21 protein-coding genes and 1 pseudogene are annotated in these 26540 nt (G+C 39.0%); 5 read left to right on the forward strand and 17 right to left on the reverse strand.

The window, feature by feature from the left end; all coding sequences use genetic code 11:
- Positions 1-136 precede the first annotated feature (136 nt).
- The 7 genes from QDN89_RS07605 to secA form a co-directional block, all read right to left on the reverse strand.
- On the reverse strand, positions 137-1615 hold the full coding sequence (locus QDN89_RS07605; protein WP_280769512.1) for a PcsB-like coiled-coil domain-containing protein: 1479 nt from the start codon (positions 1613-1615) through the stop codon (positions 137-139).
- Positions 1616-1684: 69 nt separating this feature from the next.
- Positions 1685-2578 carry a permease-like cell division protein FtsX gene (gene ftsX, locus QDN89_RS07610; RefSeq protein WP_280769513.1) on the reverse strand — a complete coding sequence of 298 codons (894 nt, stop codon included), beginning with the start codon at positions 2576-2578 and terminating at the stop codon, positions 1685-1687.
- Positions 2568-3254, reverse strand: coding sequence for a cell division ATP-binding protein FtsE (gene ftsE, locus QDN89_RS07615; RefSeq protein WP_280769514.1), 687 nt, complete (start codon positions 3252-3254; stop codon positions 2568-2570). The genes ftsX and ftsE overlap by 11 nt, the downstream gene beginning before the upstream one ends.
- A gap of 370 nt (positions 3255-3624) precedes the next feature.
- Positions 3625-3978, reverse strand: coding sequence for a c-type cytochrome (locus QDN89_RS07620; protein ID WP_280769515.1), 354 nt, complete (start codon positions 3976-3978; stop codon positions 3625-3627).
- Between the two features lie 67 nt (positions 3979-4045).
- Positions 4046-4942, reverse strand: coding sequence for a YitT family protein (locus QDN89_RS07625; protein WP_280769516.1), 897 nt, complete (start codon positions 4940-4942; stop codon positions 4046-4048).
- A 289-nt stretch (positions 4943-5231) separates the two neighbouring features.
- Positions 5232-6333, reverse strand: a protein-coding gene (gene prfB, locus QDN89_RS07630) for a peptide chain release factor 2 (RefSeq protein ID WP_280769517.1) whose coding sequence is annotated in 2 segments (ribosomal slippage) — positions 5232-6260 and positions 6262-6333 — 1101 coding nt in all. Because the reading frame shifts where the segments join, the coding sequence is not laid out codon by codon here.
- An 87-nt stretch (positions 6334-6420) separates the two neighbouring features.
- Positions 6421-8940, reverse strand: a complete 2520-nt coding sequence (gene secA, locus QDN89_RS07635; protein WP_280769518.1) for a preprotein translocase subunit SecA — start codon at positions 8938-8940, stop codon at positions 6421-6423.
- A 566-nt stretch (positions 8941-9506) separates the two neighbouring features.
- On the opposite strand from secA, the gene glcT reads away from it, so the two are divergent.
- Complete coding sequence (gene glcT, locus QDN89_RS07640) at positions 9507-10346, forward strand: glucose PTS transporter transcription antiterminator GlcT (protein WP_280769519.1); 840 nt, start codon at positions 9507-9509, stop codon at positions 10344-10346.
- A gap of 225 nt (positions 10347-10571) precedes the next feature.
- A complete protein-coding gene (gene ptsG / locus QDN89_RS07645) occupies positions 10572-12605 on the forward strand; it encodes a glucose-specific PTS transporter subunit IIBC (protein ID WP_280769520.1) in 2034 nt (677 codons plus the stop codon).
- A gap of 529 nt (positions 12606-13134) precedes the next feature.
- On the opposite strand, the gene hpf is transcribed toward ptsG, so the two are convergent.
- Together hpf and QDN89_RS07655 are read right to left on the reverse strand one after the other, a co-directional pair.
- Positions 13135-13683 (reverse strand): ribosome hibernation-promoting factor, HPF/YfiA family, encoded by a 549-nt coding sequence (gene hpf / locus QDN89_RS07650; protein WP_280769521.1) that lies wholly within the window; start codon positions 13681-13683, stop codon positions 13135-13137.
- Positions 13684-14162: 479 nt separating this feature from the next.
- A complete protein-coding gene (locus tag QDN89_RS07655) occupies positions 14163-14360 on the reverse strand; it encodes a cold shock domain-containing protein (protein WP_280769522.1) in 198 nt (65 codons plus the stop codon).
- 687 nt (positions 14361-15047) lie between these two features.
- Here QDN89_RS07655 and QDN89_RS07660 point away from each other — a divergent pair.
- Both QDN89_RS07660 and QDN89_RS07665 read left to right on the forward strand, forming a co-directional pair.
- A complete protein-coding gene (locus QDN89_RS07660) occupies positions 15048-15536 on the forward strand; it encodes a single-stranded DNA-binding protein (RefSeq protein WP_280769523.1) in 489 nt (162 codons plus the stop codon).
- A gap of 40 nt (positions 15537-15576) precedes the next feature.
- Positions 15577-15816 carry a hypothetical protein gene (locus QDN89_RS07665; RefSeq protein WP_280769524.1) on the forward strand — a complete coding sequence of 80 codons (240 nt, stop codon included), beginning with the start codon at positions 15577-15579 and terminating at the stop codon, positions 15814-15816.
- Between the two features lie 111 nt (positions 15817-15927).
- Here the strand turns inward: QDN89_RS07665 and manA are convergent, their stop codons facing one another.
- The gene (gene manA / locus QDN89_RS07670) at positions 15928-16890 is read right to left on the reverse strand and encodes a mannose-6-phosphate isomerase, class I (RefSeq protein ID WP_280769525.1); all 963 of its coding nucleotides are present in this window, start codon (positions 16888-16890) and stop codon (positions 15928-15930) included.
- 413 nt (positions 16891-17303) lie between these two features.
- Here manA and QDN89_RS07675 point away from each other — a divergent pair, with 413 nt between their 5' ends.
- Entirely contained in the window at positions 17304-19076 is a 1773-nt protein-coding gene (locus QDN89_RS07675; protein ID WP_280769526.1) for an alpha-glycosidase, read from the forward strand.
- Positions 19077-19398: 322 nt separating this feature from the next.
- Here the strand turns inward: QDN89_RS07675 and QDN89_RS07680 are convergent, their stop codons facing one another.
- From QDN89_RS07680 to QDN89_RS07710, 7 genes and pseudogenes are all read right to left on the reverse strand, one after another.
- Positions 19399-20382 carry an alpha/beta fold hydrolase gene (locus QDN89_RS07680; protein WP_280769527.1) on the reverse strand — a complete coding sequence of 328 codons (984 nt, stop codon included), beginning with the start codon at positions 20380-20382 and terminating at the stop codon, positions 19399-19401.
- 11 nt (positions 20383-20393) lie between these two features.
- Positions 20394-20804 (reverse strand): DUF8042 domain-containing protein, encoded by a 411-nt coding sequence (locus tag QDN89_RS07685; RefSeq protein WP_483414566.1) that lies wholly within the window; start codon positions 20802-20804, stop codon positions 20394-20396.
- Positions 20805-21202: 398 nt separating this feature from the next.
- Positions 21203-21586, reverse strand: a pseudogene (gene fliS, locus QDN89_RS07690) (flagellar export chaperone FliS); the annotation flags it as partial.
- A 185-nt stretch (positions 21587-21771) separates the two neighbouring features.
- Positions 21772-22161, reverse strand: a complete 390-nt coding sequence (locus QDN89_RS07695; RefSeq protein WP_280769529.1) for a flagellar protein FlaG — start codon at positions 22159-22161, stop codon at positions 21772-21774.
- Positions 22162-22291: 130 nt separating this feature from the next.
- Positions 22292-22645: a flagellar protein FliT gene (fliT, locus tag QDN89_RS07700; protein ID WP_280769530.1), complete on the reverse strand. Its 354-nt coding sequence runs from the start codon at positions 22643-22645 to the stop codon at positions 22292-22294.
- 86 nt (positions 22646-22731) lie between these two features.
- The gene (gene fliD, locus QDN89_RS07705; protein ID WP_280769531.1) at positions 22732-24540 is read right to left on the reverse strand and encodes a flagellar filament capping protein FliD; all 1809 of its coding nucleotides are present in this window, start codon (positions 24538-24540) and stop codon (positions 22732-22734) included.
- A gap of 427 nt (positions 24541-24967) precedes the next feature.
- A complete protein-coding gene (locus QDN89_RS07710; RefSeq protein WP_280769532.1) occupies positions 24968-26536 on the reverse strand; it encodes a flagellar hook-associated protein 2 in 1569 nt (522 codons plus the stop codon).
- Between the last annotated feature and the right edge of the window lie 4 nt (positions 26537-26540).

Genomic DNA, 26540 nt, shown 5'->3' on the forward strand with positions numbered 1-26540 from the left:
CCTTAGTTTTTATGCTTTAGTCCTTTAACAGAGTTAAACTTTTTTAAAGTATAAAAAAGAAGAGGTCCATTTAGTATACTATTGGACACTCTTCTTCATTCAATTTTTTAACAAAACCATTTTATTTCTTATGAATTTATGGTAAATAAGGACCCGGATCCACTGCAGATGATGAACCGGCATATCCTCCAGGATGCACTTCAAAGTGAAGATGAACTCCTGTCGAGACCCCCGTAGTCCCCATTGTTCCGATGTTTTGACCACGGCTCACACGATCACCTGCTGAGACATTGTACCCTGCTAAATGAGCATACAACGTTGTGATTGATTTTCCATCTACAACATGAGAAATCAAAATCGTATTACCAAATCCACCCATGCGACTCGCGGATACAACGGTTCCTGCTTCCGCAGCATATATACCTAATCCACCATCACGGCCAAAGTCTCTTCCGTTATGTGGACGAGTTGTACCATAAACAGGGTGTACACGATTCGGATTGTAGTCTGATGTAACTCTTCCATTCGCTGGTCGGTGAAAAGTTGCCGATCCACCACTTGCTTGTGTTGTCTCATTTGAGCTCGTATTTGAAGAAGAGTTAGATGAACTGGATGAGCTGCTTGAGCTAGAACTACTGGATGAAGAGTTTGATGAACTGGATTCAGCTTGCTCTGCTTGCTCCTGCGCTTTACGCTCCTCTTCTTCCTTTTTTCGTTGTTCTTCTGCTTCTTTTTGTTGTTGCTCTTCTTCTTTTTGTCGTTGTTCTTCTGCTTCACGTGCTTTTCTTTCTTCTTCTTCTTTTTTACGACGTTCTTCTTCTAATCTTCTTTGTTCTTCTTCCCAAGCTGCTAATTCTGCTTCTGCAGCTTCTTCTTGTGCTTTTAGTAAATCTGTTTCTTCTTCAAGAGTCATTAAATTTTCTTCTAATTCATACCCTTGGCTTTGTAATTCTTCCACTAACTCATCTTTTTTCTTAAGTTGCACTTCTAATGTCGCTTGCAATTCTTCTAATTCTGCCATTTGCTCTTCTAAACTAGCAAGCTCATTTTCTAACGAATTTTTTGCTACTTCTAACGCTTCCATATCTTCCACATGTTTTTCTAAAATACTACGATCTTGCTGGGCAATGGAATGTAAAGCAGATACTCTTTCGATTAAGTCACCAAAATTTTGAGCACCAAGAATAACTTCTATGTAATTCACTGATCCACCACTTTGATACATCGATTTAACTCGCTCTTTTAACAATTCATCTCGCTCAGCAATTCTCTCTTCTAATTCTTCAATTTCGATTCTTAAATCTTCTACTCGTTCTTTTGTTTTATCAAGTTCCGCTTGTTTCTCATCAATTTGTAAGTTAGTATCAGCCATCTCATCGTCTAATTCGCGAATCTCTGCTTCAGCAACATTTATTTCTTCTTCTATTTCTTCTATTTCTTCTTCCGTTTTATCCGCTTCTTGTTCTTTTTTCTGTTGTTCTTCACGAACGGAATTAATTTCTTCTTCAAGTTCTTCTCCTTCATTCGCATGAGTGGATTGCATCATAACAGATCCATTCATTATAGTGAAAATTAAAAAAGAAGCAACAAAGAAAAGAGTTAACGATCGAATCATTGACAAACCTCCTATATTAAAAAAAGTTGTTTTATTCCCTGGGAAATGAAGGGGAGCGTGGGGAAGCTCTTACACTCTTAAGAACTTCCTTACACTCATAATACTTCCCCAAACGCCTACTATTGCTCCGATTGCTAGTAGTAATATGGCTGTTTGTATAACCAATGGAAAAGTTGGTAGAAATTCAAAAAACTCTAACCCAGTATTTTCACCTATCGTTTCATAAAAGCGATGGTACCCAAAACCAAGGACACTTACGGGAATGATTGCTCCAAACGTTCCAAGCAATAACCCTTCAATAAAAAATGGCCATCGAATGAAAGAATTTGTTGCTCCCACAAGTTTCATAATCTGAATTTCTGTTTTTCTAGCAATAATTGTTAACTTAATTGTATTTGCAATTAAAAATACAGCCGTAAATAAAAGCCCTAATACGAGCACAACACCTACAACTCGAATAAAGTCGGTTGCTGAAAATAATTGCTCAAAAATATCTCTTCCGTATTCGACTCCTTCGACATGATCCAATTCCTCAATCTCAACAGCAATATTCTCTGTTTCCTGAGGATCTTCTGCACGGATAACAAACGTATCATTTAATGGATTTTCATCTCGAAGACCTTCGAAATAATCGCCTTGCTCACCTAAGCTATCAATAAAAGCTTCTAATCCTTCATCTTTAGGTATATAATCAACGGACCCAATTTCAGGTAAATCATCTAAGTCCTCTCTAAGTGACTCTTGCTCTTCTTCGCCTGCTCCTAAATCTACGAACACTCGTATTTCAACATCATCTTCTAAAGAATTAGCAAAATGGTTCAAGTTCATGATTAATAACAGAAACGCCCCAACAACTAACAGTGTCACTGTCACTGCACTAACGGATGCAAACGTCATCCATCCGTTTCGAACAATGTTTTTTCCACCTTCTCTAATGTGGCGCCCAAATGTTCTAACTTTCATAGCTATACGTCCCCCTCACTTCATCACGGGAGATACGCCCACCTTCAATTGCAATGAGGCGTTTTCGCATACTATCAACGATATCTCGGTTATGCGTCGCCATAACAATCGTCGTCCCACGATCGTTAATTTCTTCTAATATGTGCATAATTTCCCAAGAAGTATCCGGATCTAGATTTCCTGTAGGTTCGTCAGCGATAAGTACAGCTGGATTGTTTACAATGGCACGGGCAATTGCCACTCGCTGTTGCTCCCCGCCAGATAATTCATGCGGTAAAAACCGCGCTTTATTTTTTAAGCGCACAATATCTAATACATCCATTACTCTTCGACGAATATTAGCTTTGCTTTCTTCAATTACTTCCATCGCAAAAGCGACGTTTTCAAAGACAGATAAGCTTGGTAATAATTTAAAGTCCTGAAAAACCACTCCTATTTTCCTACGTAAAAAAGGAATATGCTTTTCTTTCATCGTTGCTAAATTATCACCATCAATTGAAATCTCACCACGGGTAGGTTTTTCTTCACGGTACATCATTTTAATAAAAGTGGACTTCCCAGCTCCACTTGACCCTACCACATAAACAAATTCTCCCTTTTTAATGTATATGGAAATTCCGTTAACAGCCATAACGCCGTTAGGGTAAGTTTTCCAAACATCCTGCATCTGAATCAACCCGATCACTTCCTTGTTTGTTGTCTGTCTCTGCTGTCTTCACATGAATGTAGACTACATGCTTTCCGTATGTAGTCAAAAACTTTATAAATCTATGAAATTGGTAAAGTTTTGAAATTAACTGCATCTAAACGACGATTTTTGCTATTTTACTACAAACTTATTATATCATCAAAAATCGACAAGAAAAGTTAAACTTCTTTACAGTTTGATTTCAAATCATTGCAGAGAAATAACATAGAAGGGTTTTACTTATCTTAAAGCAGGGAAAAGACACAATTAAAACTATTTATGTATGTATATTTTTTTTATCAAAATAAAAAAAGAGGGGATTAAAGCTATGCTTTAATCCCCTCAAATACGTTCATTTTTATTGTTCTGTAATCCAAGCTGCCACGTCTTCAGCGTCGTCACCTGACACAAGATCTGCCGGCATGCTGCCTGGTCCATTTTGAATGGCTGAAACGATATCGTCATGAGCTACCCCTTGTAAAGCAGGTCCAGACGCGCCTTCAAGGTCTCCTCCATGACAGGATGCACAATTCCCTACATATAGTTCTTCACCATTTGCAAGGTCATATGTACCTTCGTCAGCAGCATTATTCGTTTCTTCTACATTGTTATTTCCGTCGTTTGCTGGTGCTGGTTCGTTATCATCACCGTCACCACCACATGCTCCGAGCACAAGGACAGAACCAACAATTGCAACTAAAAATTTTTTCATATTTCCCCTCCTAAATAAAATAAATTGGTAGGATTTTCTATCCTCTTCCTACTTAATTATAACCTTTTTATTTCTTTTTGAAACCCTCACCTAAAACTTCCGTTGCATTACTCACAATTACAAAGGCTGAAGGATCTATTGTTTTCACAATACGCTTTAATTTCGGGACTTCGTTCCTACCTACTACACACATAAGTACAGGTCTTTCATGGTTTGTATAACCACCTTGACCTACAAGTTTGGTCACACCTCGGTCCACTTGAGTTAAAAGCCCTTGCTTCATTTCTTCCTCGTATGCAGAAATGATCATCACCATTTTAGAATAGCCAAATCCGACTTGCACGAGGTCGATCGTTTTCCCTGTCGTAAATAATCCAATTAAAGCATAAAGAGCATACTCAAACCCAAAAACAGCCGCAGAAGAAGCAACAACTAGTCCATCCATCATAAATACACAAACACCTAAACTCATCCCTGTATATTTATTGATGATTTGCGCTGCTAAATCTGTTCCACCTGTGGAAGAATAAGAACGAAACACGATGCCTAAACCTAATCCAACTCCTACCCCTCCAAAAATCGCAGCAAGTAATGGATCAAGTGTAGCTGGTTCCACATTTCTCGTTAAAAAGACGACAAACGGAAGAAAAAGTGTCCCGGCTAGCGTTTTTGACCCATACAGAATACTTCCAGAGATACTCCCTCCAAGGAGGAGGACACCAGCGACGAAAAGTGGAATATTAAGTGCCCACTGTGTATAAGCTGGTTCAAATTGAAACACACTGTACAAAATTGTAGAAACACCAGCGACGCCACCTGAGGCAATTTGATTCGGTAGTAAAAAGATATTAAACGATATCGCTACCAAAGCTGAACCAAAAAATACGTGAGCAAAATCAAAGAGAATCCGTTGCAACGGAGTTAACGGCTCAAGATCTCTTTTCCTTTGAAGCCTTTTCATCATCATTATCACCTGAATTTCCAAAAAGTATGTAAGAAACAATTATCCAACGGAGTTGTTTCTTTAAATCCTTACGTAGTATATCACCGGGTCCCATGAGTGTAAACGCGATTAGACTAACGCTTTAACAAGGTAAAGGGCGTAATAAGGGCATCCCCTGGGAGAACGGTATGAAAATGATAAATTGATTAGGCAGTTTTAAACATAGGGTTTCGTACCCAAATATAAAAAACCTAGAAACAACAAGTCATTACGACCGATCGCTTCTAGGTTTAGAAAATATAATGGGACTTTATTTAATTTGAGATCGCAAATAAGCGTCAATAAACGGAGCTAATTCACCGTCCATAACAGCTTGGGTATTCCCTGTTTCCATGTTAGTACGGTGATCCTTAACCATGTTATACGGGTGAAATACATAGGAACGAATCTGACTTCCCCAACCAATTTCTGATTGTTCGCCTCGAATTTCTAACGCTTCGTCACGCTGGCGGTCCATTTCAAGTTGAAATAACTTGGCTTTTAACATTTTCATTGCTTGTTCACGGTTTTTAATTTGTGAACGTTCACCTTGGCAGCTTACAACTGTATTGGTAGGTAAATGAGTCAATCTAACAGCGGAATCAGTTGTATTTACGTGTTGTCCTCCTGCACCACTAGAACGAAAAGTATCAACTCTTAAATCATCAGGTGACACATTAATTTCAATGTTATCGTCTAATTCAGGCATCACTTCGCATGATGCAAAAGATGTATGGCGTCTTCCTGAAGAGTCAAAAGGTGAGATACGAACGAGACGGTGAACCCCTTTTTCAGCCTTTAAATAGCCATAGGCATTGTGACCACGGATAAACAAAGTCACACTTTTCACCCCTGCTTCGTCTCCTGGTAAATAGTCCATCGTTTCTACTTTAAAGTTTTTAGATTCTGCCCATCGCGTGTACATTCTTAGTAACATGGATGCCCAGTCTTGAGACTCGGTTCCCCCTGCGCCAGGATGCAACTCTAAGATAGCATTATTTTGATCATAAGGCTCACTTAATAGCAGTTCTAATTCAAAATCGTTTAGTTTACTCGATAACTTAGAAATTCCCTTTATCAAATCTTTTCTCATCTCTTGATCATTTTCTTCTTTTACTAATTCATAAGACACTTCCAAATCTTCATGTTCTGCTGCTAACTGATGATACGTATCAACCATCGCTTTCAAAGCATTATTTTCTCCGATTACTTTTTGAGCTTCTTCTTGACTATCCCAAAATGAGGGATCAGACATTTCATTTTCTAGTTCTGCAATACGAGCCTCTTTGTTTTCTAAGTCAAAGAGACCCCCTAAAGTCCGCTAATTTCTTAGCCATTGTTGTTAATTCATGATTCATTTCAGACATTTCCATGATCGTTCACCTCTAAAATTATTTTTAATCTATGCGAAAAAAGGAGAAGGTACTTTAAAGAAAGCACCTTCTCATGTCTTGGCGAAACTATCTACCGTGACATTGCTTGTATTTCTTCCCAGAGCCACAAGGACAAGGGTCATTTCTACCAACTGTCTCTCCTTTTCGGAAAGGCGTTTTCATTTTACTTTCTTTACTATTGTCCGTTGAACTACTGTGTACAGCTTTTCCTTCAGCAACTTGTTTTCGCTCTAAGTTTGACTGAATCTGCGCTTTCATAATATAGCGAGATACCTCTTCTTCAATGCTTGCTACCATCTCTTCAAACATTTCGAAACCTTCAAACTTGTACTCTCGAAGAGGATCATTTTGGCCGTAAGCTCGTAAGTGAATCCCTTGTCTTAGCTGATCCATTTGGTCTATGTGACTCGTCCACTTCGTGTCAACTGTGCGAAGGAGAATAACTCGCTCAAACTCTCGCATCGTTTCAGAAGTGAACGCTTCTTCTCGATCATTGTAATCAGCTTGAACTTTTTCTGTAATCAGTTCCACCATTTCTTCTGGTTCAAGTCCATTAATTTCACTTAACGTCACTTCTTGCTCATTTAAGACCGTTGCATTCATATAGTCAACAATACCTTGTAAATTCCAGTCTTCTGGAACGTCATCCTGTGGCGTATAAGCAGAAACATTTCTTTCAACAGTCGATTCCAACATTTTTTCAACAACGGGACGAAGGTTTTCTGCTTCCAACACTTCCATACGCTGTTCATAAATGACGTCACGTTGTTCTCTCATAACGTCATCATATTGAAGGAGCTGTTTACGAGCATCGAAGTTATTTCCTTCCACCCGTTTTTGAGCCTGTTCTACAGCACGTGAAACAAGTTTACTTTCGATAGGCTGATCTTCGTCCATGCCCATTCTTTCCATCATTTTACCCATGTTTTCTGATCCAAAACGACGCATGAGCGTATCTTCTAAAGATAAGAAAAAGCGAGAACGACCTGGATCTCCTTGACGACCAGAACGACCACGTAGCTGATTATCAATTCGGCGACTTTCATGACGCTCCGTACCTAATACAAATAACCCACCTAGGTCTACAACACCTTTTCCTAGTTTGATATCCGTTCCTCGACCAGCCATGTTTGTCGCAATCGTTACAGCTTTTGGTTGACCGGCATTTTCAATAATTTCTGCTTCTTTTTCGTGATTTTTAGCATTCAATACATTATGCGGAACTTTTTTCTTTTTAAGTTTATTAGAAATTAATTCGGAAGTATCGACACTAACAGTACCAACAAGAACTGGCTGGCCTTTTTGATAAAGCTCGTTAATTTCTTCAATAATGGCATTGAACTTTCCGTCCATCGTTTTATAAACTAAGTCTGGTTTATCTTCACGAATGACCGGTTCATTTGTTGGAACAGAATAAACATTCATCCCATAAATATTACGGAATTCTTCTTCCTCTGTCTTTGCCGTTCCCGTCATCCCTGCAAGCTTTTCATACATTCTAAAGTAGTTTTGAAATGTTATTGAAGCAAGCGTCATGCTTTCTCGCTTAATTTCCAGAGCTTCTTTTGCTTCAATGGCTTGATGGAGTCCGTCACTATAACGACGTCCTTTCATGAGGCGACCGGTAAACTGGTCAACAATCGCCACTTCGCCATCATCAACAACGTAATCTTCATCGCGAATCATAACTTTGTGTGCTTTTAATGCTTGATTGATATGATGGTTTAACTGAACGTGTTCAGAGTCAAATAAATTTTCGATATTAAACACTCGCTCTGCTTTACTTACCCCATCATCTGTCATCTGTACATTTTTTGCTTTTTCATCGTACGTATAGTCTACTTCTTCTGTTAACATACGAACAAAGGAATTAGCCGCTGTATATAGCTCTGTCGTTCGCGCTGCTGAGCCAGAAATAATCAGTGGCGTTCTCGCTTCATCTACTAAAATCGAGTCCACTTCATCGACAATGGCGAAATGCAACGGACGTTGAACCATTTGATCTTTATATGTCACCATATTATCTCTTAAGTAGTCAAAACCAAATTCATTATTTGTACCATACGTCACATCAGCTAAATATGCTTCTCGTTTTTCTTCTTTCGTCATCCCACTTACGTTTAATCCAACAGTTAAACCTAAAAAGGCATAAAGTTTTCCCATTTCTTGTGCATCACGTCGAGCTAAATATTCGTTCACTGTAACGACATGGACGCCTTTTTCCGTAATCCCATTTAAATAAACTGCCAAGGTAGCAACTAGCGTTTTACCTTCCCCTGTTTTCATCTCTGAAATGTCCCCACGGTGAAGAACAACCCCACCTAATAACTGGACAGGATAATGAGTCATCCCAAGAGAGCGTGTGGCTGCTTCTCGGACAACAGCAAAAGCTTCAGGAAGGAGTGACTCTAATTTTTCTCCATCTTGGTAACGTTTTTTAAATTCATCTGTTTTTTTGCGAAGCCCATCATCACTGAGCTTCTTCATATCTTCACCTTGTGCTTCAATTTCATCAATCGTTTTTTGTAATTTCTTTAGGTGTCTAGCATCTGTATCTCCAATGACCTTTCTTAATAAACCTAACATCGGACATGGCTCCCTTTTCATTTTTTCTATGATCATATGAATGACTCACATCGACATAACGTACGCGATCCGTTTCCTTCAAGTCTTCAAGTCTATGCCTTAATTCATGCCAAATTGCGGTCAGACGATCTGACACAATACCCTTTGGCATCAACAAACTATGTTTTCATCGTTAATCACTGACTTTACGCTACAGTATATTTTATCAGTTTGCATCATCGCTTACAAGCAGAGGAGAATAAAACAAAAACACGGCAAGCCACACCTCCCAGTATTACCAGTTAAAAGATACAACATCACTGCTAGGAAGTAGCTATCACTCACCTAATATTTAGGTAAAGTCTTAGTACAAAGGAATGATAGAAAGAGATTCACCTTACAATTATCACAACTTCTTATTGAACTAAAGGAAACTCTTCTCTATAATTGTTTTACTGTAAACGTTTTTATCTGCCGGTCTAGAAACCGGAGTCGTGATCCTGCTATAAATTGGGCCGCAGATGTCTTTTAAACCATTCAGTCATGGTAAAAAAGTCATCTGACTAAGTATTTCCGGAGATGATGTGATGCTGTCAGTAATAAAAGTATTAAATAACAATGTAATCATCGCGAAGCACCCTAACTACGATGAAGTTGTTCTTATTGGCAAAGGTCTTGGTTTCGGAAAAAAACCTGGACAAGAAGTTGCCGGAGAACACGCCGAAAAGTTTTTCGTCCTTAAAGATGCCCATGAACAAAAGCAGTTTATGAATTTACTGGAATATGTTGATGAAGATTTTATTGGCATCATGAATGAATTTATTGAAAAATTGGAAACTCGATTTGGCGCAAAATTAAATGAGCATATTCATGTTGGTTTAACTGATCACCTCTATTTTGCTGTTAAACGAATTCGAAAAGGGCATGGTATTGTTAATCCATTTTTACAAGAGACGGAACTAGCCTATCCTCAAGAGTATGCAGCGGCAACTGAGTTAATTGAATGGCTTAATGATGAACTGAACATTCTCATCCCGGAAGGTGAGATTGGTTTTATCACTTTGCACATTCACAGCGCCCTTACTAATCGGAATTTGGCTGAAATTAACCGTCATACGCAGCTTGTAAGTGAACTAGTAACCATTATAGAAGATTATTTGAAAACTAAAATTAATCGACAAGACATGAACTACCTAAGACTAGTTCGTCACTTGCATCATGCTATTGAACGGATACAAACAGAAACGTATGTTGAAAATCAAGATAGTTTAAAAAAAGTGTTGCAAGTCGAATATCCTTTATGTTACACTTTGTCCTGGAAGTTGATGAAAATCATGCAACAGCGCTTACACAAAACAGTCCCAGATGCCGAAGCCGTTTATTTGACTTTGCATTTACAGCGACTGGATAACACAACAAACAAATAATATATCGGAATTTCGTTTAACAACGACTCTTTTTCCGTGTTACTGGTTATGCAGGCATGAGTGAAAAAGGATTGTAGTGGACAGCCTATGATGAGAAGTTTTTTCTCTGATTTTGGGCGACCTACATTCTTTTTTCGTTCATGCCTTTTTGTATGTTGTTTGCACATTTTCATTAACACATAGCTATTATTTATTTATTAAAAAATTATTTAGGAGGAATGAAACATGTTTAACAATGCTTTTGGAACACTGCAAAAAGTCGGTCGTTCACTCATGCTTCCCGTCGCACTTTTACCAGCGGCTGGTATTTTGCTAGCTTTCGGTGATGCTATGCAAAACCCGGATATGATTGCAAGATTCGCCTTTTTAGACACAGCTTGGGTTGCCCTAATGGCAGAAATGATGCAAGAAGCTGGTGGTGTCATCTTTGGAAACTTAGCTCTCTTATTTGCCGTCGGTGTCGCAATCGGACTCTCTGGTGGTGACGGTGTAGCAGGTCTAGCCGCAATTATTGGGTATTTGATCATGAACATGACAATGAGTGTCATCAGTGGTGTCCAGCCTGAAATGGTTGCTGACAACCCTGCTTTCGCCAACGTTTTAGGTATACCAACCTTACAAACTGGGGTTTTCGGTGGTATTATTGCCGGTCTTCTCGGGGCTTACATGTACAATAAATATTACAACATTGAATTACCATCTTATTTAGGATTCTTTGCTGGAAAACGTTTCGTACCAATTGTAACAGCCGCTTCTGCGATTCTTATTGGTGTTGCAATGAATTTCTTATGGCCGTTCGCTCAAGATGGGTTGAACACATTCTCTGTTTTCATGACAGAATCAAACCGTACATTAGCAACATTTATTTTCGGTGTTATTGAACGTGCCTTAATTCCGTTTGGTTTACACCATATTTTCTATTCTCCATTCTGGTTTGAATTTGGTTCTTATACAAATGCTGCTGGAGATGTTATTCGAGGAGATCAACAAATCTTCTTCAACCAAATTCGCGATGGTGCGGAATTAACTGCTGGTGCTTTCATGACTGGTAAATTCCCATTCATGATGTTTGGTCTTCCAGCTGCTGCATTAGCTATCTATCACTGTGCTCGCCCTGATCAGAAGAAACTTGTTGCAGGTATCATGGGTTCTGCTGCATTAACTTCTTTCTTAACAGGGATCACAGAACCAATTGAATTTAGTTTCTTGTTTGTTGCTCCACTATTGTTCGCAGTACACACGATTTTTGCCGGACTATCATTTATGACAATGCATTTATTAGACGTTCAAATCGGAATGACGTTCTCAGGTGGGGTTATTGACTTCTTCCTATACGGTATCTTACCTGGCCGAACAGAATGGTGGCTCGTCATACCAGTTGGTCTCGTCTTTGCGGTCATTTACTACTTCGGTTTCCGCTTTGCTATTACAAAGTTCAACTTAATGACTCCAGGTCGTGAAGAAGCGAATGGAGACGATGAGCAAGCTGGAAACAAAAAAGCTGGAAACACAGAACTTCCATTCGAAGTACTAAAAGCCTTTGGTGGAAAAGAGAACTTAACATACCTTGACGCTTGTATCACTCGTCTACGTATTAGTGTAGAAGATGTTTCTAAAGTAGATAAAGATCGTTTGAAGAAACTCGGTGCATCAGGTGTCATGCAAATTGACAAAAACATTCAAGCAATCTTTGGACCACGTTCTGAAACAATCAAAGGACAAATGGAAGATATTATTAAAGGTAAAACACCTATTCCTGAAGAAGAAGGAGCAAATGAAACTCAAGCTCCTGTTGTTAGCAACATCGCAGTATCTATGCCTTTAAAAGGGGACATCAAACCTCTTTCTGAAGTACCAGACAAGATGTTTGCAGAAAAAATGATGGGTGATGGATTTGCAATCGATCCAGCAGACGGTAAGGTTGTTTCTCCTGTTGATGGAAAAATTGTTAACCTATTCGCAACAAAACACGCTATCGGTATCGAAGCTGAAGACGGAACTGAAATCTTGATTCACGTCGGAATTGACACAGTAAACTTAAAAGGCGAAGGTTTTGAAGCTCATGTTGCACAAGGGGACACAGTTACAATTGGTCAACCTCTTCTAACATTTGATCTCGATGCTATTCGCGAAAAAGCTCCATCTGTTATCACGCCAGTTATCTTCACTAATTTAAGCGAAGAACAATCTGTCAAGATTGAAAAAGCTGGACGTACAAATACTGGCGAAACGGATCGCATTCGTATCGTTAAAAAATAAGGAAATTGGGAAACGCGACGTTGAATATTTAAATGTGAATTTTGATGTTGAAGTTGTTTCCGTAAAAAAGTAATATAATTAATCCCGCCAGAAGTAACTTTGGCGGGATTTTTTTGTGGTCATTTTACAAAGGTAGGTTGGAAAAAGGTTTTAGAGGGCACTAGTCGGTTGCTCTAATGCCCATTGGTTTGCCAAATTACTCTTTTAGGGTCACTAGTCGGTTGCTCTAATGCCCTTTGGTTTGCCAAATTGCTCTTTTAGGGGCACTAGTCGATTGCTCTAATGCCCTTTCTTTTGCCAAATTACTCTTTTAGGGTCACTAGTCGGTTGCTCTAATACCCTTTCTTTTGCCAAATTACTCTTTTAGGGTCACTAGTCGGTTGCTCTAATACCCTTTCTTTTGCCAAATTACTCTTTTAGGGTCACTATTTACTCAGAGCACTAACAAACCATTTAGAGATAGCTAGACTCCCAATAAATAACAATAAAAAAGCGCCTCCCGTAGGAGACGCTTTTATTATTAGTCGGTTTATTCTGGTTCGATTAAACCGTAACGTCCATCTTTACGCTTGTAAACCACATTTGTAAACCCGTTTACTGCATTGGAGAATACAAAGAAGTTATGTCCAAGCATGTCCATTTGTAAAATAGCTTCTTCGGCATCCATCGGTTTCAGATCAAAGCGTTTTGTACGAACAACTTCAATGTCATCATCCGCTGGTTCTTCTTCCGCTAATGGTTCTAGTTCATTTTTAAACATATACTTTAAGCTATCTTCACCACGGAACTTACGATTCACTTTCGTTTTATGTTTACGAATTTGTCTTTCTAGCTTTTCAATAACAAGATCAATTGCCGCATACATGTCTGTATGCTTTTCTTCAGCACGTAATAATAATTTAGGCATTGGAATAGTAATTTCTACTTTTTGATCGTTGTTTAGTACGCTCATCTTTACGTGTACATCAGATGAAGGAACCGTATCAAAATACTTTTCGAGTTTTCCTACCTTTTTTTCTACATAATCTTTCAATGATGGAGTAATATCTAGGTTTTCGCCACGAATATTAAAATTCATAAGCAAATTCCTCCTTTCGGTTATGTATGTAATATTCCACATACCCTGTTTATATTCCTGCTAAAACATAAATAAACTTTGCAAATTTAATCGAAAAAAGTCATTTATATAATAGACATCCGTAAAACGTCTATTTTTTAGCAAAAATAAAGAGATTGTGGTCTTAACCGCCTTATGATTATTTTATCCATAACAGATTCATCACATTCAAATAAGAAAATCCCGTTCCCCACTATTTGGAAACGGGTTGTATTTCAAAAGTCTACTTTCTTATGTGGGTTTCATGTAAGTTATGAATTTAATACTCATTTAGTGGTATATTCTATTATGAAGCTTATGTTACTCAAACGCAAATGAATGGTGAACTTTGCTAACATAACATAAAATAAATATGCCTATTTTTCTAGACTTATCTCAAAGCTATTGAAGCAATCAATGTTTACTAAACTTGTTTTTTATAGTATTTCAATAAAGCTTCATTATACTTTAACGACATTTGCTGCTTGCGGTCCTCTAGTGCCCTCTACAATTTCAAACTGAACTTCTTGACCTTCGTCTAATGTTTTATAACCTTCTTGGTCTATGGCTGAGTAATGAACAAAAACGTCATCTCCATCCTCTCTTTCAATAAAACCAAAACCTTTTTCTGCGTTAAACCATTTCACTTTTCCTTGCATATTCTTAACACAATCCTTTCGTTAAAAATCTGTAGTGTAAAGCGACCTACACCTCAAATATAACAAGGGTTAAAGTGTTCGTCAAACGATTTCAGACTGATTATTTCGACAATTCACCAAAATCCTATGAATACAGCAATGATAACGCATACCTTTTTTCGTCAAACATTATTAAAAATCGTCAATAAGTGCAATAATAATTATTAAATAGGTCTAAAGGCTTATTGAATAGCCCTAGGATATTCAATAAAATACTAATATAGTAATCAAATGGTTGCTATTGTTTCACCAACTTAATTCCATTTTCCTCGATTGTTAAACGAGCCTTCCTTAGACTTCTTTCCTTCAGCATGTTTCTCGTTTACATATACTTCATTCTCGGCGATTGTTTCATACATACGCCTTTGTGTTCAGCAAAATTATTCAACTAAACCACTTCCTCTGCTATCTATTGCTCACTATTACACATAGTTTGAGTTTTATATGGAGAAAGTTATCTACGTAAGGTGTTGAACACACGCTCGTCATGAATAAGGCTATAGATAAATGATGTTCATCTCTTTTTGCCTTATTTTCATGATTTTATCGTGTTTCAAGAAGGAGGTTAGTACCACAACATTAACGATTTACAATGAAGCTTACAAAGACGTAAACCAATACTTACTATTCGAAGGAGTGAACATTAAAATGTTAAATCAATTTACGTTAATAGGACGTATGGCGAAAAGTCCACAATTGCAGACAACCAAAGACGGGACAAACTTTATTCGATTCACTTTAGCCGTTCGTCGGACTTTTAAAAACCAAGCTGGAAACTATGATACAGATTTTATTCAACTAGTAGCTTGGAATAAACTAGCTGAAACGATTGCTGATTACTGCACGAAAGGATCACTAATCTCTTGTAACGGTAGAATTCAAATGAGGTCATTTGAGTTAGATAACCAAAAGCGATTAACGGTTCCTGATGTGATTGCGGAAACAGTTACTTTTTTGCTATTAAAGAAGATTGAAAGCCATGAGCAAAGTGTTCATATTCCACAAAAACCAGCTACTTCTAGTGAACAACCTTCGCACATGAATTCTCACAATGAGACCCACCCTTCACCACCAACACCTGCCCCACCAATTATAAATCAAGATCAAAACATATCAGATAATCCAGCTCAACCTTAATCAACTTCATAATTAACGTATGAACAGGAGGGTTATGTTAATGAAAGAAATTGATTTATTAAAGGTTATCATTCATAAGATCGTTTCCATCGAAAAAAAGATGATAAAGCAAGACGATCTTGAAGACCATTTATTTGAACAAGAGGAATATCTCAAAAACATTGAGAAAAGGCTGAAAGAAATGAAAATTAACATGGAAATTAAGCATATGGAAAATATCAACTCAGATGACATGTTGCTTCGGTCCATCCTTGAAAGCAAAGAGGTTCAATATAAATAACTCCAGAAAAAAGCAGGGTTGCCATTGACTCAAATGATAACTCTGCTCTGCCCTTATTCAAATAAACTTGAGCGCCCACTCATAGGATAAAACACAAGCTTACTATATACTTTATTTCGTCGTTTCTGACACCACTAACGTCATATCCCCATTCATTTCATAGTGGTCTACATGAGATGGCACAATAAAATGATCTCCTTTTTTCACTAAATGTACCGACTCCTCCGTTTGGATTTGTCCCGCACCATCGATCACACTCACAAGCTGATAAGAATGATTCATTCGACGAAGCGTTCCTACTTGTTTTTCTAACGTCCACCTATGCACCGTAAAGTAATTTTCTTTTATTAATCGTTCTATTGTTAATCCTTCCTCTTCCCATATAGGTCGGTCTAATAAGGCATCGCGATGTGGAACCATCGAGCATGCAATCGAGTCTTCAATATGTAACTCTCGCATTTCTCCGTCTTGTCCAGGACGATCATAGTCATAAAAGCGATAAGTAATGTCTGAGCTTTGCTGTATTTCTAGAAGCAATACACCACTACCTATCGCATGAACCGTTCCACTCGGTACATAAACGAAGTTACCTACTTCCACCGGAACCCGCAAAAATAAGTCTTCCCATTTATGATTATTTACGAGTTTTTCTAATTCTTCTCTTGATGACGCTGTATGTCCAAGAACGAGTTCCGCTCCTGGATCACTATCTAAAATGTACCAACATTCGGTTTTTCCAAAATCATAACCTTCTTTGTCTTTTGCGTATTGATCATCAGGGTGTACTTGAACTGATAAATCATCTTGTGCATCAATAATTTTGACGAGTAGTGGAAACTCCTCACCTTTTTCGTTAGCAAAAAGGTCGCGGTGTTGTTCCCACAATTGCCGAACAGTTTTTCCTTTAAATGGACCATTAGCAACGGTATTCGATCCATTTTCATGTCCAGAAATGCCCCAACACTCTCCCGTTTGTTCACTAGGAATATCATAACCAAACATCGATTTAAGTTTGGTACCACCCCAAATTTTTTCTTTTAATACTGGTTCTAATAATAAAATATCTTTCGTCATATTCATTCCTCATTTCAAGTTTTTTAAGAAAAGCAAGTCTGATAATTGGTTACCTTGTTTCCATGTATGTAGCACGATCACATAATTATGAAAACGAATGTACCATGCAAGGAAACATGGACACGCTTTCATGAGAATGCTATACTAAATGTATTGTAAAGTTCTTTTTTTATTAGCATTAGCGCAAACGTTTGCACTTTGTCTGTCTTAACAAAAGGACGTTTGTTGTTACTCGAACGAGAGTGTTCTCACCGTTCGTTTACTGACGTTGGACATGAGCTTTCATTTCATCAAAGCTCTGTTCATAGATAATACTTTGTCTTTATTTTAGCGGTGTTTACAAAGATATTCAATAAAATATCAAAGCTTACAAGCAAAAAAGTCGGGGGCTTATCCCTGAAGGAGGATTATTCATGTTATTAGAAGCTATTTATCATCAACCAAAGTCTCAGTACGCCTATGCCTATGATCAGGAAACATTGCACATCCGCGTACGTACGAAACGAGGAGATATGGATCACGTTTCCGTTGTTTGGGGAGATAAGTACAATTTTGTCCCTGAAGAAATTACGACAACAAAAATGGAAGTTTTCGCAAAAGACACGATGTTCGATTATTATCAAGTGGCTATTAAACCACCATTCCGCCGATTCGCCTATGCGTTTAAATTTGAAAAAGGTGAACGCACTGTTTTTTGGAACGAGGTAGGTTTTACGGAAGATGAGATGAGTTCTTCAGGAGTTGGAATGCTTTGGTCACCATCAGGGATGTTTGAATTCCCTTTCTTAAATCCAATTGACGTTCATACACCACCAGAGTGGGTTAAAAATGCTGTATTCTATCAGATCTTCCCTGAAAGATTTGCCAACGGAGATCCTTCATTAAATCCAAAAAATGTGGAAGCGTGGACTCATGACGCCGTACCAACAAGAGATAATTTCTTTGGTGGTGATTTGCAAGGTGTCATTGATAATCTCGATTATTTAAAAGAGCTTGGGATTACGTGTATCTATTTCACACCATTTTTCGAAGCATTCTCCAATCACAAATACGATACGATCGATTATTTAAAAGTTGATCCGCAGTTTGGTGATAACAAAACAGCTAAAAAACTCGTAGATGAAGCGCACAAAAAAGGAATTCGCATCATGCTGGATGCTGTATTCAACCATTCTGGTTTCTATTTCCCTCCTTTCCAAGATGTCTTGAAAAACGGAGAGAAATCCCGCTTCAAAGATTGGTTCCATGTAAAGGAATTTCCTTTGTCTACTGACCCATTAAATTACGACACGTTCGGTTTTGTTCCAGAAATGCCAAAACTTAATACGGAAAATCGAGAAGTAAAAGCTTATTTACTTGAAGTAGCTCGTTACTGGGTAGAAGATATTGGCGTTGATGGTTGGAGACTTGACGTAGCTAACGAAGTAGACCATCGTTTCTGGCGTGAATTCCGTGACACGGTAAAACAAGCAAACCCAGAAGCATACATTCTAGGTGAAATTTGGCATAACTCAATGGCTTGGCTTGACGGTGATCAGTTTGATGCAGTGATGAACTATCCTGTAACAAACAGTATCCTCGACTTTTTCGTAAAAGATGAAATTGACGCTGAATCTTTTATGGGTCGCTTAGATGCGATGCAAATTGCTTATCCAAAGCAAGCAAATGAAGTAGCATTTAATTTATTAGATTCCCATGATACTCCGCGGCTTTTGCATATTGCTGCTGAAAACAAAGATCGCATGAAGTTAGCAGCATTGTTCCAACTGACATATATGGGAGCACCTTGTATTTATTATGGTGATGAAATTGGCATGACAGGTGGCGGAGACCCTGGTTGCCGTCAACCGATGATCTGGGAAAAAGAACATCAAGATCACGAAATGTTCGAATTCTATAAACATCTCATTACGTTACGCAAAGATCATCCAGCGTTACAAGATGGTACATTCCGCTTTCTATCCGCTGAAAAGGATAACAAGTATGTCGCTTTCGAACGTAAAGATGAAGTTGACCGGTTCATTATTGTTATGAATGCAAGTGAGAAAAAACAAAAGATAGAGCTATCAGACATTTCGCAAGGCACGTTCCGTAAAGCTAATGGAACAGGCCGTCACGAAGTGAAAAATCGCAAACTTTCTCTTGAGGTCGAAGCTTTAAGTTCTGTGATCTTAAAAGAAATGTAACAATAAATGGATGTAAATAGGTTGCTCATGGTTAGAACTGCAAGGATATAAAATGATTGTCATATTTAAAATAAAATTAATTTATTTCCATGTATAAGATCTTTTCCGATTGGGCATACTGTTTTTACACCCAACTTTATTAACCCTTATATTTGATATATAAACCCTTCGCCTGTCTTTAACCCCTTTGTACAGGCGAGGGGTTTTTATTGTCTTCACATAACAAGTAAAGCGTCAGCAAATGCTTATTTTAGCATTTGCTGACGCTTGTTCATAATTAGCTTGCCAAAAACATAGCAAAGAAAGTTCCATTATTTCGTAACTACATTTCCTCTTCCAAAACAAATTGCAAAATCGTATCATGCAATCCTGGTAAATTTTCATGAGCGAAGTCAGGATAGATTTCCAATCGTTTCTTAGCAGTAATTTTGTTAAAGGCGGCAAACTGCGTCGAAGGAGGACAAATTTCGTCCATTAGTCCAACACCCATTAACACTTCTCCTTCAATCCGTTCTACTAAATGCTGAATATCGATGTATCCAAGTTTTTCGAACACTTCTTGCTGACGTTTATGTTGTGGATCAAACCTTCTAAAATAGCGGCGAATATCTTGATAGGCATCGACTGCTAAATCAATCTCCCACACCCGTAGATAGTCACTTAAAAATGGATAAACTGCCGCTACTTTTTTTACACGAGGTTCAAGGGCCGCACAGGCAAGAGACAACGCCCCTCCCTGAGACCATCCCGTCGCAACGACATTTTCTTCGTCCACCTCAGGCATATCCATCACAACTCGTGCAAGCTTAGCCGTATCTAAAAACACTTGTCTGAAAAATAGCCGGTCTTCATGATCATCCAATCCTCGGGTCACATGTCCTTGCAACGTATTACCAACAACGCCACCAACATCCTCCGACTGTCCCCCTTGTCCACGAACGTCCATAGCAAAAACCGCGTAACCAAGTGCCGCATAGTGAAGTTTGCTACTCCAATCACCAGCATCCATGCTATATCCGTGAAACTGCAAAATTGCTGGAATAGTTGATTGATTTAAAGTTTGCATCGTTGAAGTGGAAGGTTTGACGTATTTCACATGAATCCTCGCTCCTCCGACACCAGTGAAATATAAATCGTAACAGTCCGCGTAAGGAACTTGAAAATCACTCGGCACCATCTTTACATGTGAGTCAACTTGGTGCATCTCTTCTAGTGCTCGCTCCCAATACGAATGGTGATCTGCAGGTTTCGGATTCAACCCCTCGTATTTTTTTAGTTCCTCTAGTGGCAAATCTATTCTTGGCATGCTCGCTCCTCCTAGTTGTCCATCAAATACAAATATTTCTCCACAACACTTTTCCACTTTTGTTTTCGCGGTAGAAGCGTTTCGTGCAAAAATCTCATTCGTTGTTGTTCATCATGATAAGCCTCTTCAACAATAAGTGCCGAACGGACCGACTCTTGAAATCGCGTCAACGTTTTCATTGCCATATCATCTTGGATAAAGATCGATTGAATCGTTACATTTTCCTCATTATAAGGAATCAATCCTTCCATGACACTTTTCAACAGTCGGTCACCAATATCATAATCATCTTTAATATAACACTCGCTGACATATTGAACCGCATTCTCTACTTCTAATAGCAAATCGCGATAATTTGCCAAAAACGTTTGCTGAGCACTTGTCAGTTTGTTTGAAATAACACTCCACCTCCATGAAAAGATTCGATGTTTTCTATTTTAACAGATTATCGCATACTAAGGTGTTACATTGCAGGATGTCACCAAAAAAGCGCAAGCGACAGGTTAACTGTCACTCACGCTGTTCCGAACATATTTATTTACTTACGAAAACTAGTCCCACTAACTCCCGCTGCTGCTGCCGCTCGTTTCGCTTGAGCATAAGGATTGTTCGTTGTCGCTTTCGCATACGGATTATGAGGTGCAGAAGGTCTAGCCGCACTAGCACTAGCACTACTACTCGCTACTGGCGTTTTCACACTAGCATTCGCTTCTACAGGCTGTTTTTCAACAGCTTTCTTCTCCGGAGTAATCCGTCCTAATGCTTGTCCTTTGGAACGATTACTAGCTCCTTCATTTTCACCTGCAGATGATCGTGATGTCCCATGACGCTGCTGACGATCTAACTTAATCACCTCTCGCCACGTATCGCGAAAATCAATGACAAAGCGCTCCGCTTCTTTTAATGAATTCACATCATTTCCTGTGTTTGCCTCAACAAGCTTCGCCATAATGAAATCATACATCTGCATCATATTTCCACTGACAGCGACATCCGTATTTAATGTCACCATCAACTCACGAATAATATTTTGTGCTTTAATCAAATTTGTATTTTTTTCCTCTATATTGTTGTCCTCAATCGCCTTTTCTGCTCGCTTCATAAATTTCAAACATCCATCATAAAGCATTAGCGTAAGCTCTCCCGCCGACTTTGTTTCCACCGAAGACTGCTTATACGTCGCATAAGGATTATTAACTGCCATAAAACAACGACACCCCTTCCTTTTCAAAAACTAACATTCACCATATAGAACAAAACGTCAACGTCCTAGTCGTATTGTCATGGTCACCTATCCATATTATCGGACAAACCTCATCTATTTTTAACAAAAAAATAAAAAAAGAACTCGAATGTCGAAAAAATCGAGTCCCCCTCCAAATCACATACTTAAACCTTCTCATCAATGATGATTCCAGCAAACTCCAACATCGACGAAATCATATCAAGAAATTCTTCTGGTGGAATTTCCTTCACGATTTCGTCCGTCTGACGATCAACCACCTTCACCATCGTCCGATTTAACACCTCATGCTGCTCAAACTGCAACGAAGTCGCTCGAAACGAACTCAAGTCATTCATCGCCTCCATCGCTGAGTCCAAATCCTCAAGAGACCACTCTTTCCCCTGCACACGAGACTCATTCTCCGCATGCCTAGACGACGTATCCACACTTCCCTGTGCCTCATTACTCTGCCGGGCTTGCGTCGGACTGCGCTCCGACTTCACCTGCTGAAACAAATCATTTACAGACATCGAACCCATTGATTTCACTTCCATGTGCATCAACTCCCACTTTTGTTCAACTCTATTCTTATATCGGCTAAATACCCCCGACCTTACACCTATTTTGGAAAAATCATGTCTATCTTGTTTCGATCAAGACGCTTTCGCTCCTCATCGATCTCATTTATTTTTTCGAATCAAAAAACACACCGTCCGCCGTTCTTCCACTATAAGGATTCTCGTACTTTTTACCAGTGGTTTTTCGCTTCTTCAATTGATTAATATCCGTTCTGATCTCCCCTTGTACGACTTGCATACGCCGGTTAACGTTTTCGTTCATCTCGATCAGTTCATTGGCAAGTTTCGTTTCTTGTTCACCAACAGGTCTTTGCAACTCATTTAATAACTTTTGCCGTTTCGCTAAATGCGAATCGATCATTTCAATATATTCTTCACGACCTTCATCTTTTGGTAAAGGTTCAGATAAATGGTCGCTCAATTCTTTGGTGATCTGGTGTAAGTCACTCAATACCGACATAATACGATGTACCTCCTAGCTTATATGTAAAAAGCAAAGCAATCGCTTTGCTTTTTGATACGTTCTACACTACAGTGAAAAACCTATTACATTCCACTGTATAATTGAGCAAATAATGATTCAGCTTGTGCATTCGACTGGGCGATCGCCTTTTCCATCGCGTTGAACTGCGACCAATAACGCTGTTCTACTTGCTGCATACGACGCTCAAAGTTGGAAATACGATCTTCCAAATTGTTCATTTCTCTACCTAGTGTAAACTGGTGATTCAAGTTCCGTCCACGCATCCCACCAGCTGTCCTAGAAAGACGATCAATCAAACCATCGGCACTGGCACGAACACGACGGGCCAACCCTTTATCAGCATGTGTTGGTCCATCAGCGGCAAATAATTGATAAACAGCTTCTGGGTCACTTTCAATCGCTTTACGAAGTTTATCTTCATTTATTTCTAGCTTACCACCATCACGGAAATTATTCGTTGTCGTAATCCCAATCTGAGCAATTTGATTAAGCGTATTTGCATCAAGTCCTTGCACTGGGGAATACATATCCATCCGGAACGTATTGAAACCACTACGAAGCGTTCGGTCATTACGAAGCAAACCACTCATCGCTTTTTCTTCCCAGCGTTCGATTTCCCTGTCGGTCATCGCGTCTTTTTGATCATCTGTTAGGGGCCGATAATCACGATAATACTCTTCCCCTGTTTTCTCATTAACCATATCGACAAGTTCGTTGTATTCCTCAACAAAACTTTTGATCGTGTCCATGACTTTATCCACATTCGTTGAAGCACCAATGGTAACGGAATTCGTCCCCGCTTCAAATGTTCCTTGCAACGTCATCGTTACACCGTTCATCGTAAACGTATTCGATTGGCGATGCGTTTCTAGACCATTAACTGTGAAGACAGCATTAGTGCCGCCTTGTTCATTCGCATTATTTAAGCTCAGAGCTTTTGAAAAGAAATCACCGGAAAAAGTCATTTCATTTCCACCTTCATTATAGTTTCCAGTCTGAGTTCTACTAACTGAAACTTTGTCAGAAAAAGCATCGTAAAAAACGTTGATACCAGTAGAAGAGCTATTCATCTGCTTAATAACATCGTTCATCGTTTGATTGTCAGTAATCACAAACGTATCTTTCACCTCTTGCCCATTTGCGTTATATGTTGTGATCTCTGACGTAGTAAATGTATCTTTTCCGCCTTCAACCTCTTCAAAGTCAGTTACTTCAATGCGTGCGCCTTTAGAAACAGCCGAAGCAAATTCGAGTTCGTCTTTTCCATCAGTCCCAGTACCTTTGTTAACCATCACTTGCGTTGCACGAATATCTCCTTCGCCAAATGCTTCGACAACTTGATAAGATACACCGTTCACTCTCACAACGACAGAATCAGGGTTTCCTAATTCTGTATTCAAATCAATATTTGTATGTTTTTGATCGACCGTAACGACCTGTCGATTAACAACTCCGGTCTTCCAAAATGTTTCATCTCGAAAATTTTGGTCTGCTAGCTTTTTCGTCGGATCAATCTTATCTCCACTAGAAATCTCATTAGTACTCGCATTCGTTGCCGCCGTTGCTAGTGATTTTACTTCACTAATTCGAAATGTTCCTTCTCCAGCAGACGCTGTCGCTGTTGCTTTAATGAGTTGCTCATTGGAGCTTGAGGCTGATTTCGCCATCATGTTTGACCGACGAAGAATCGTATCAAAGATGCTCGTTCTAAACTGATCTAGTTTCACATTGATTTGTCGATACTGATCCATTTTCCATTCCATCTGCTGCTGATCTTGTTTCATCCGATCCATCGGCATCCGTTCAGCTCGCATTAAATCCGTTACCATTTGATTAATATCCATACCCGTGGCAAAGCCTGAAAGTCTCATCTAAACCACTCCTCATCTATTATTCTTTTGTCTATGCAATTGTCGTCGTATCTTCTTCAAAAAAGAAGGATAGTTTTCATCTAATAGATATATCGGTTAGGTAATGACGTTTGTTAATAGATTTGTTTCATATAGAGAGGAAATCGTTTAGAAATGTAGTGGTAGAGGGGGAAAGTGGATTATAAGGTTGCGGAAGTTCATTATGGCGGTGCGAATGTGCATTATAAAGTCGTGGAAGTGCATTATAGCGGTGCGAATGTGCATTATAAGGTTGAGAAAGTGCATTATAACAATTTTCGACATTTTTCGCCGACGCCGCACCTCGACTCGCCCACTCCAGTCCTTATTCAACCCACCAACTCAAACCACAAAAAGCGCTAAAAGAGTGATTTCCTCTTTTAGCGCCAACTAATATCTCATTTTTAACTTACATTGGTTGGCCGCCCATGCCACCCATTTGTGACATCAATTGTTCCGCCTGGGCATTAGCTTTAGCCATCGCTTGCTCCATCGCAGTGAACTGAGACCAATAGCGTTCTTCTACTTGCTGCATTCGACGTTCGAAATTGGAAATACGGTCGCTCGCCTGGTCGATCTCACGCCCTATTGTGAATTGTTGATTAGATGCCATTTCAGATCGGCCGGCACGATTCGATAGTTGCTCAATGCTTCCGCCTAATGAGTCACGAATTCTTCTTGCCACGCCTCGTTCTTCTGTCTCTTCTCCGTCCGCTGCAAACATTTGGAACACTGACTCAGGATCTTCTTCAATTGCGGACCGAAGCTGTGCTTCATCTACTTCTAGGCGACCACGATCTTGATAATTACTCGTCGTTGAGATACCTATTTCCGTGATTTGAGTAAATGTTTGATTAGGATCATCTGCATTTACTGGCGTATAAAAATCCTGTCTCATTTGATTCAAAGCACCAGTAAGCATTCGATCATTACGAACAAGCCCACTTGTTGCTCGTTCATCCCACATTTCTTGTTCGCTTTCGGACATTTCCCTTCGCTGCTCGTCCGTTAAAGGGGCATAGTCGCGATGATACTCTTGAGATACTTTCCCATCAACCATCTCGATTAGTTCATTGTAGTCGTCAACAAATCCCATAACCGTATCAAAAATCTCGTCTGTATTATTAGAAACATTTAATGTAACTGGATCAGTAAATTGATCATTTAAAGTAATGTTCACACCATTGATGTCAAAATTATTACTTTGACGTTCCATTTCTAAGCCATTAAACGTAAAAGAAGCGTTTTGAGCTTCGGATTCATTTCCTTCATCAAGGTTTAAAACATCCCGTAAAAAATCTCCACTCGTCTCCTCTTCATCTATAGTTGCTCCAAATTTAATTTCCCCAGCATAATTATCAGTATCTGAATCTGGATTAAATACTCCAGTCTCTTTTCTAGAAATAGAAACCCTTTGAGTATTATTATCATAGAAAGCTTGCACACCAAGTGCAGAATTGTTAATTTCACCCATAATATCATTTAAGCTATCCGTTTCATCAAATGTGAAAGCGACTGCCACTTCATCGCCATTTTCATCGAATGTCGTCATTCCAAATTCAATAATATCTCCTTCACCATACGAGCCATGCTGTTCGATAAAACTAGTAGTTGGATCCAATTCTTCACCTTCTCCAACAATAGCTTCTGAACTAAAATTATTCGCAGATTGTGCTAGTTCCACATCTGAAATCGTATATGCTCCATTCGCAGCTCCTGCTGAAGCTGAGGCGCTTACTAAACCTTCGTTGGAACTTGTCACTTCTTTCGCATCCATGTTCGAGCGGCGGATGACTGTGTCAAAGGTATTGTCGCGAAATTGCATGAATTCACGATTTACCTCGCGATAGTCCCCCATCTTTAAAATTAATTCTTGCTGGTCTTGTTGCATTTTTTGAATCGGCTGACGTTCAGCCTTCATCAAGTCACCGACCATTTGATTAATATCCATTCCGGAAGCAAATCCCGACATTCTCATCTAA

Origin of the sequence: Salipaludibacillus daqingensis, from assembly GCF_029891575.1 — a bacterium.
In the GTDB taxonomy this organism is placed as follows: domain Bacteria; phylum Bacillota; class Bacilli; order Bacillales; family Salisediminibacteriaceae; genus Salipaludibacillus; species Salipaludibacillus daqingensis.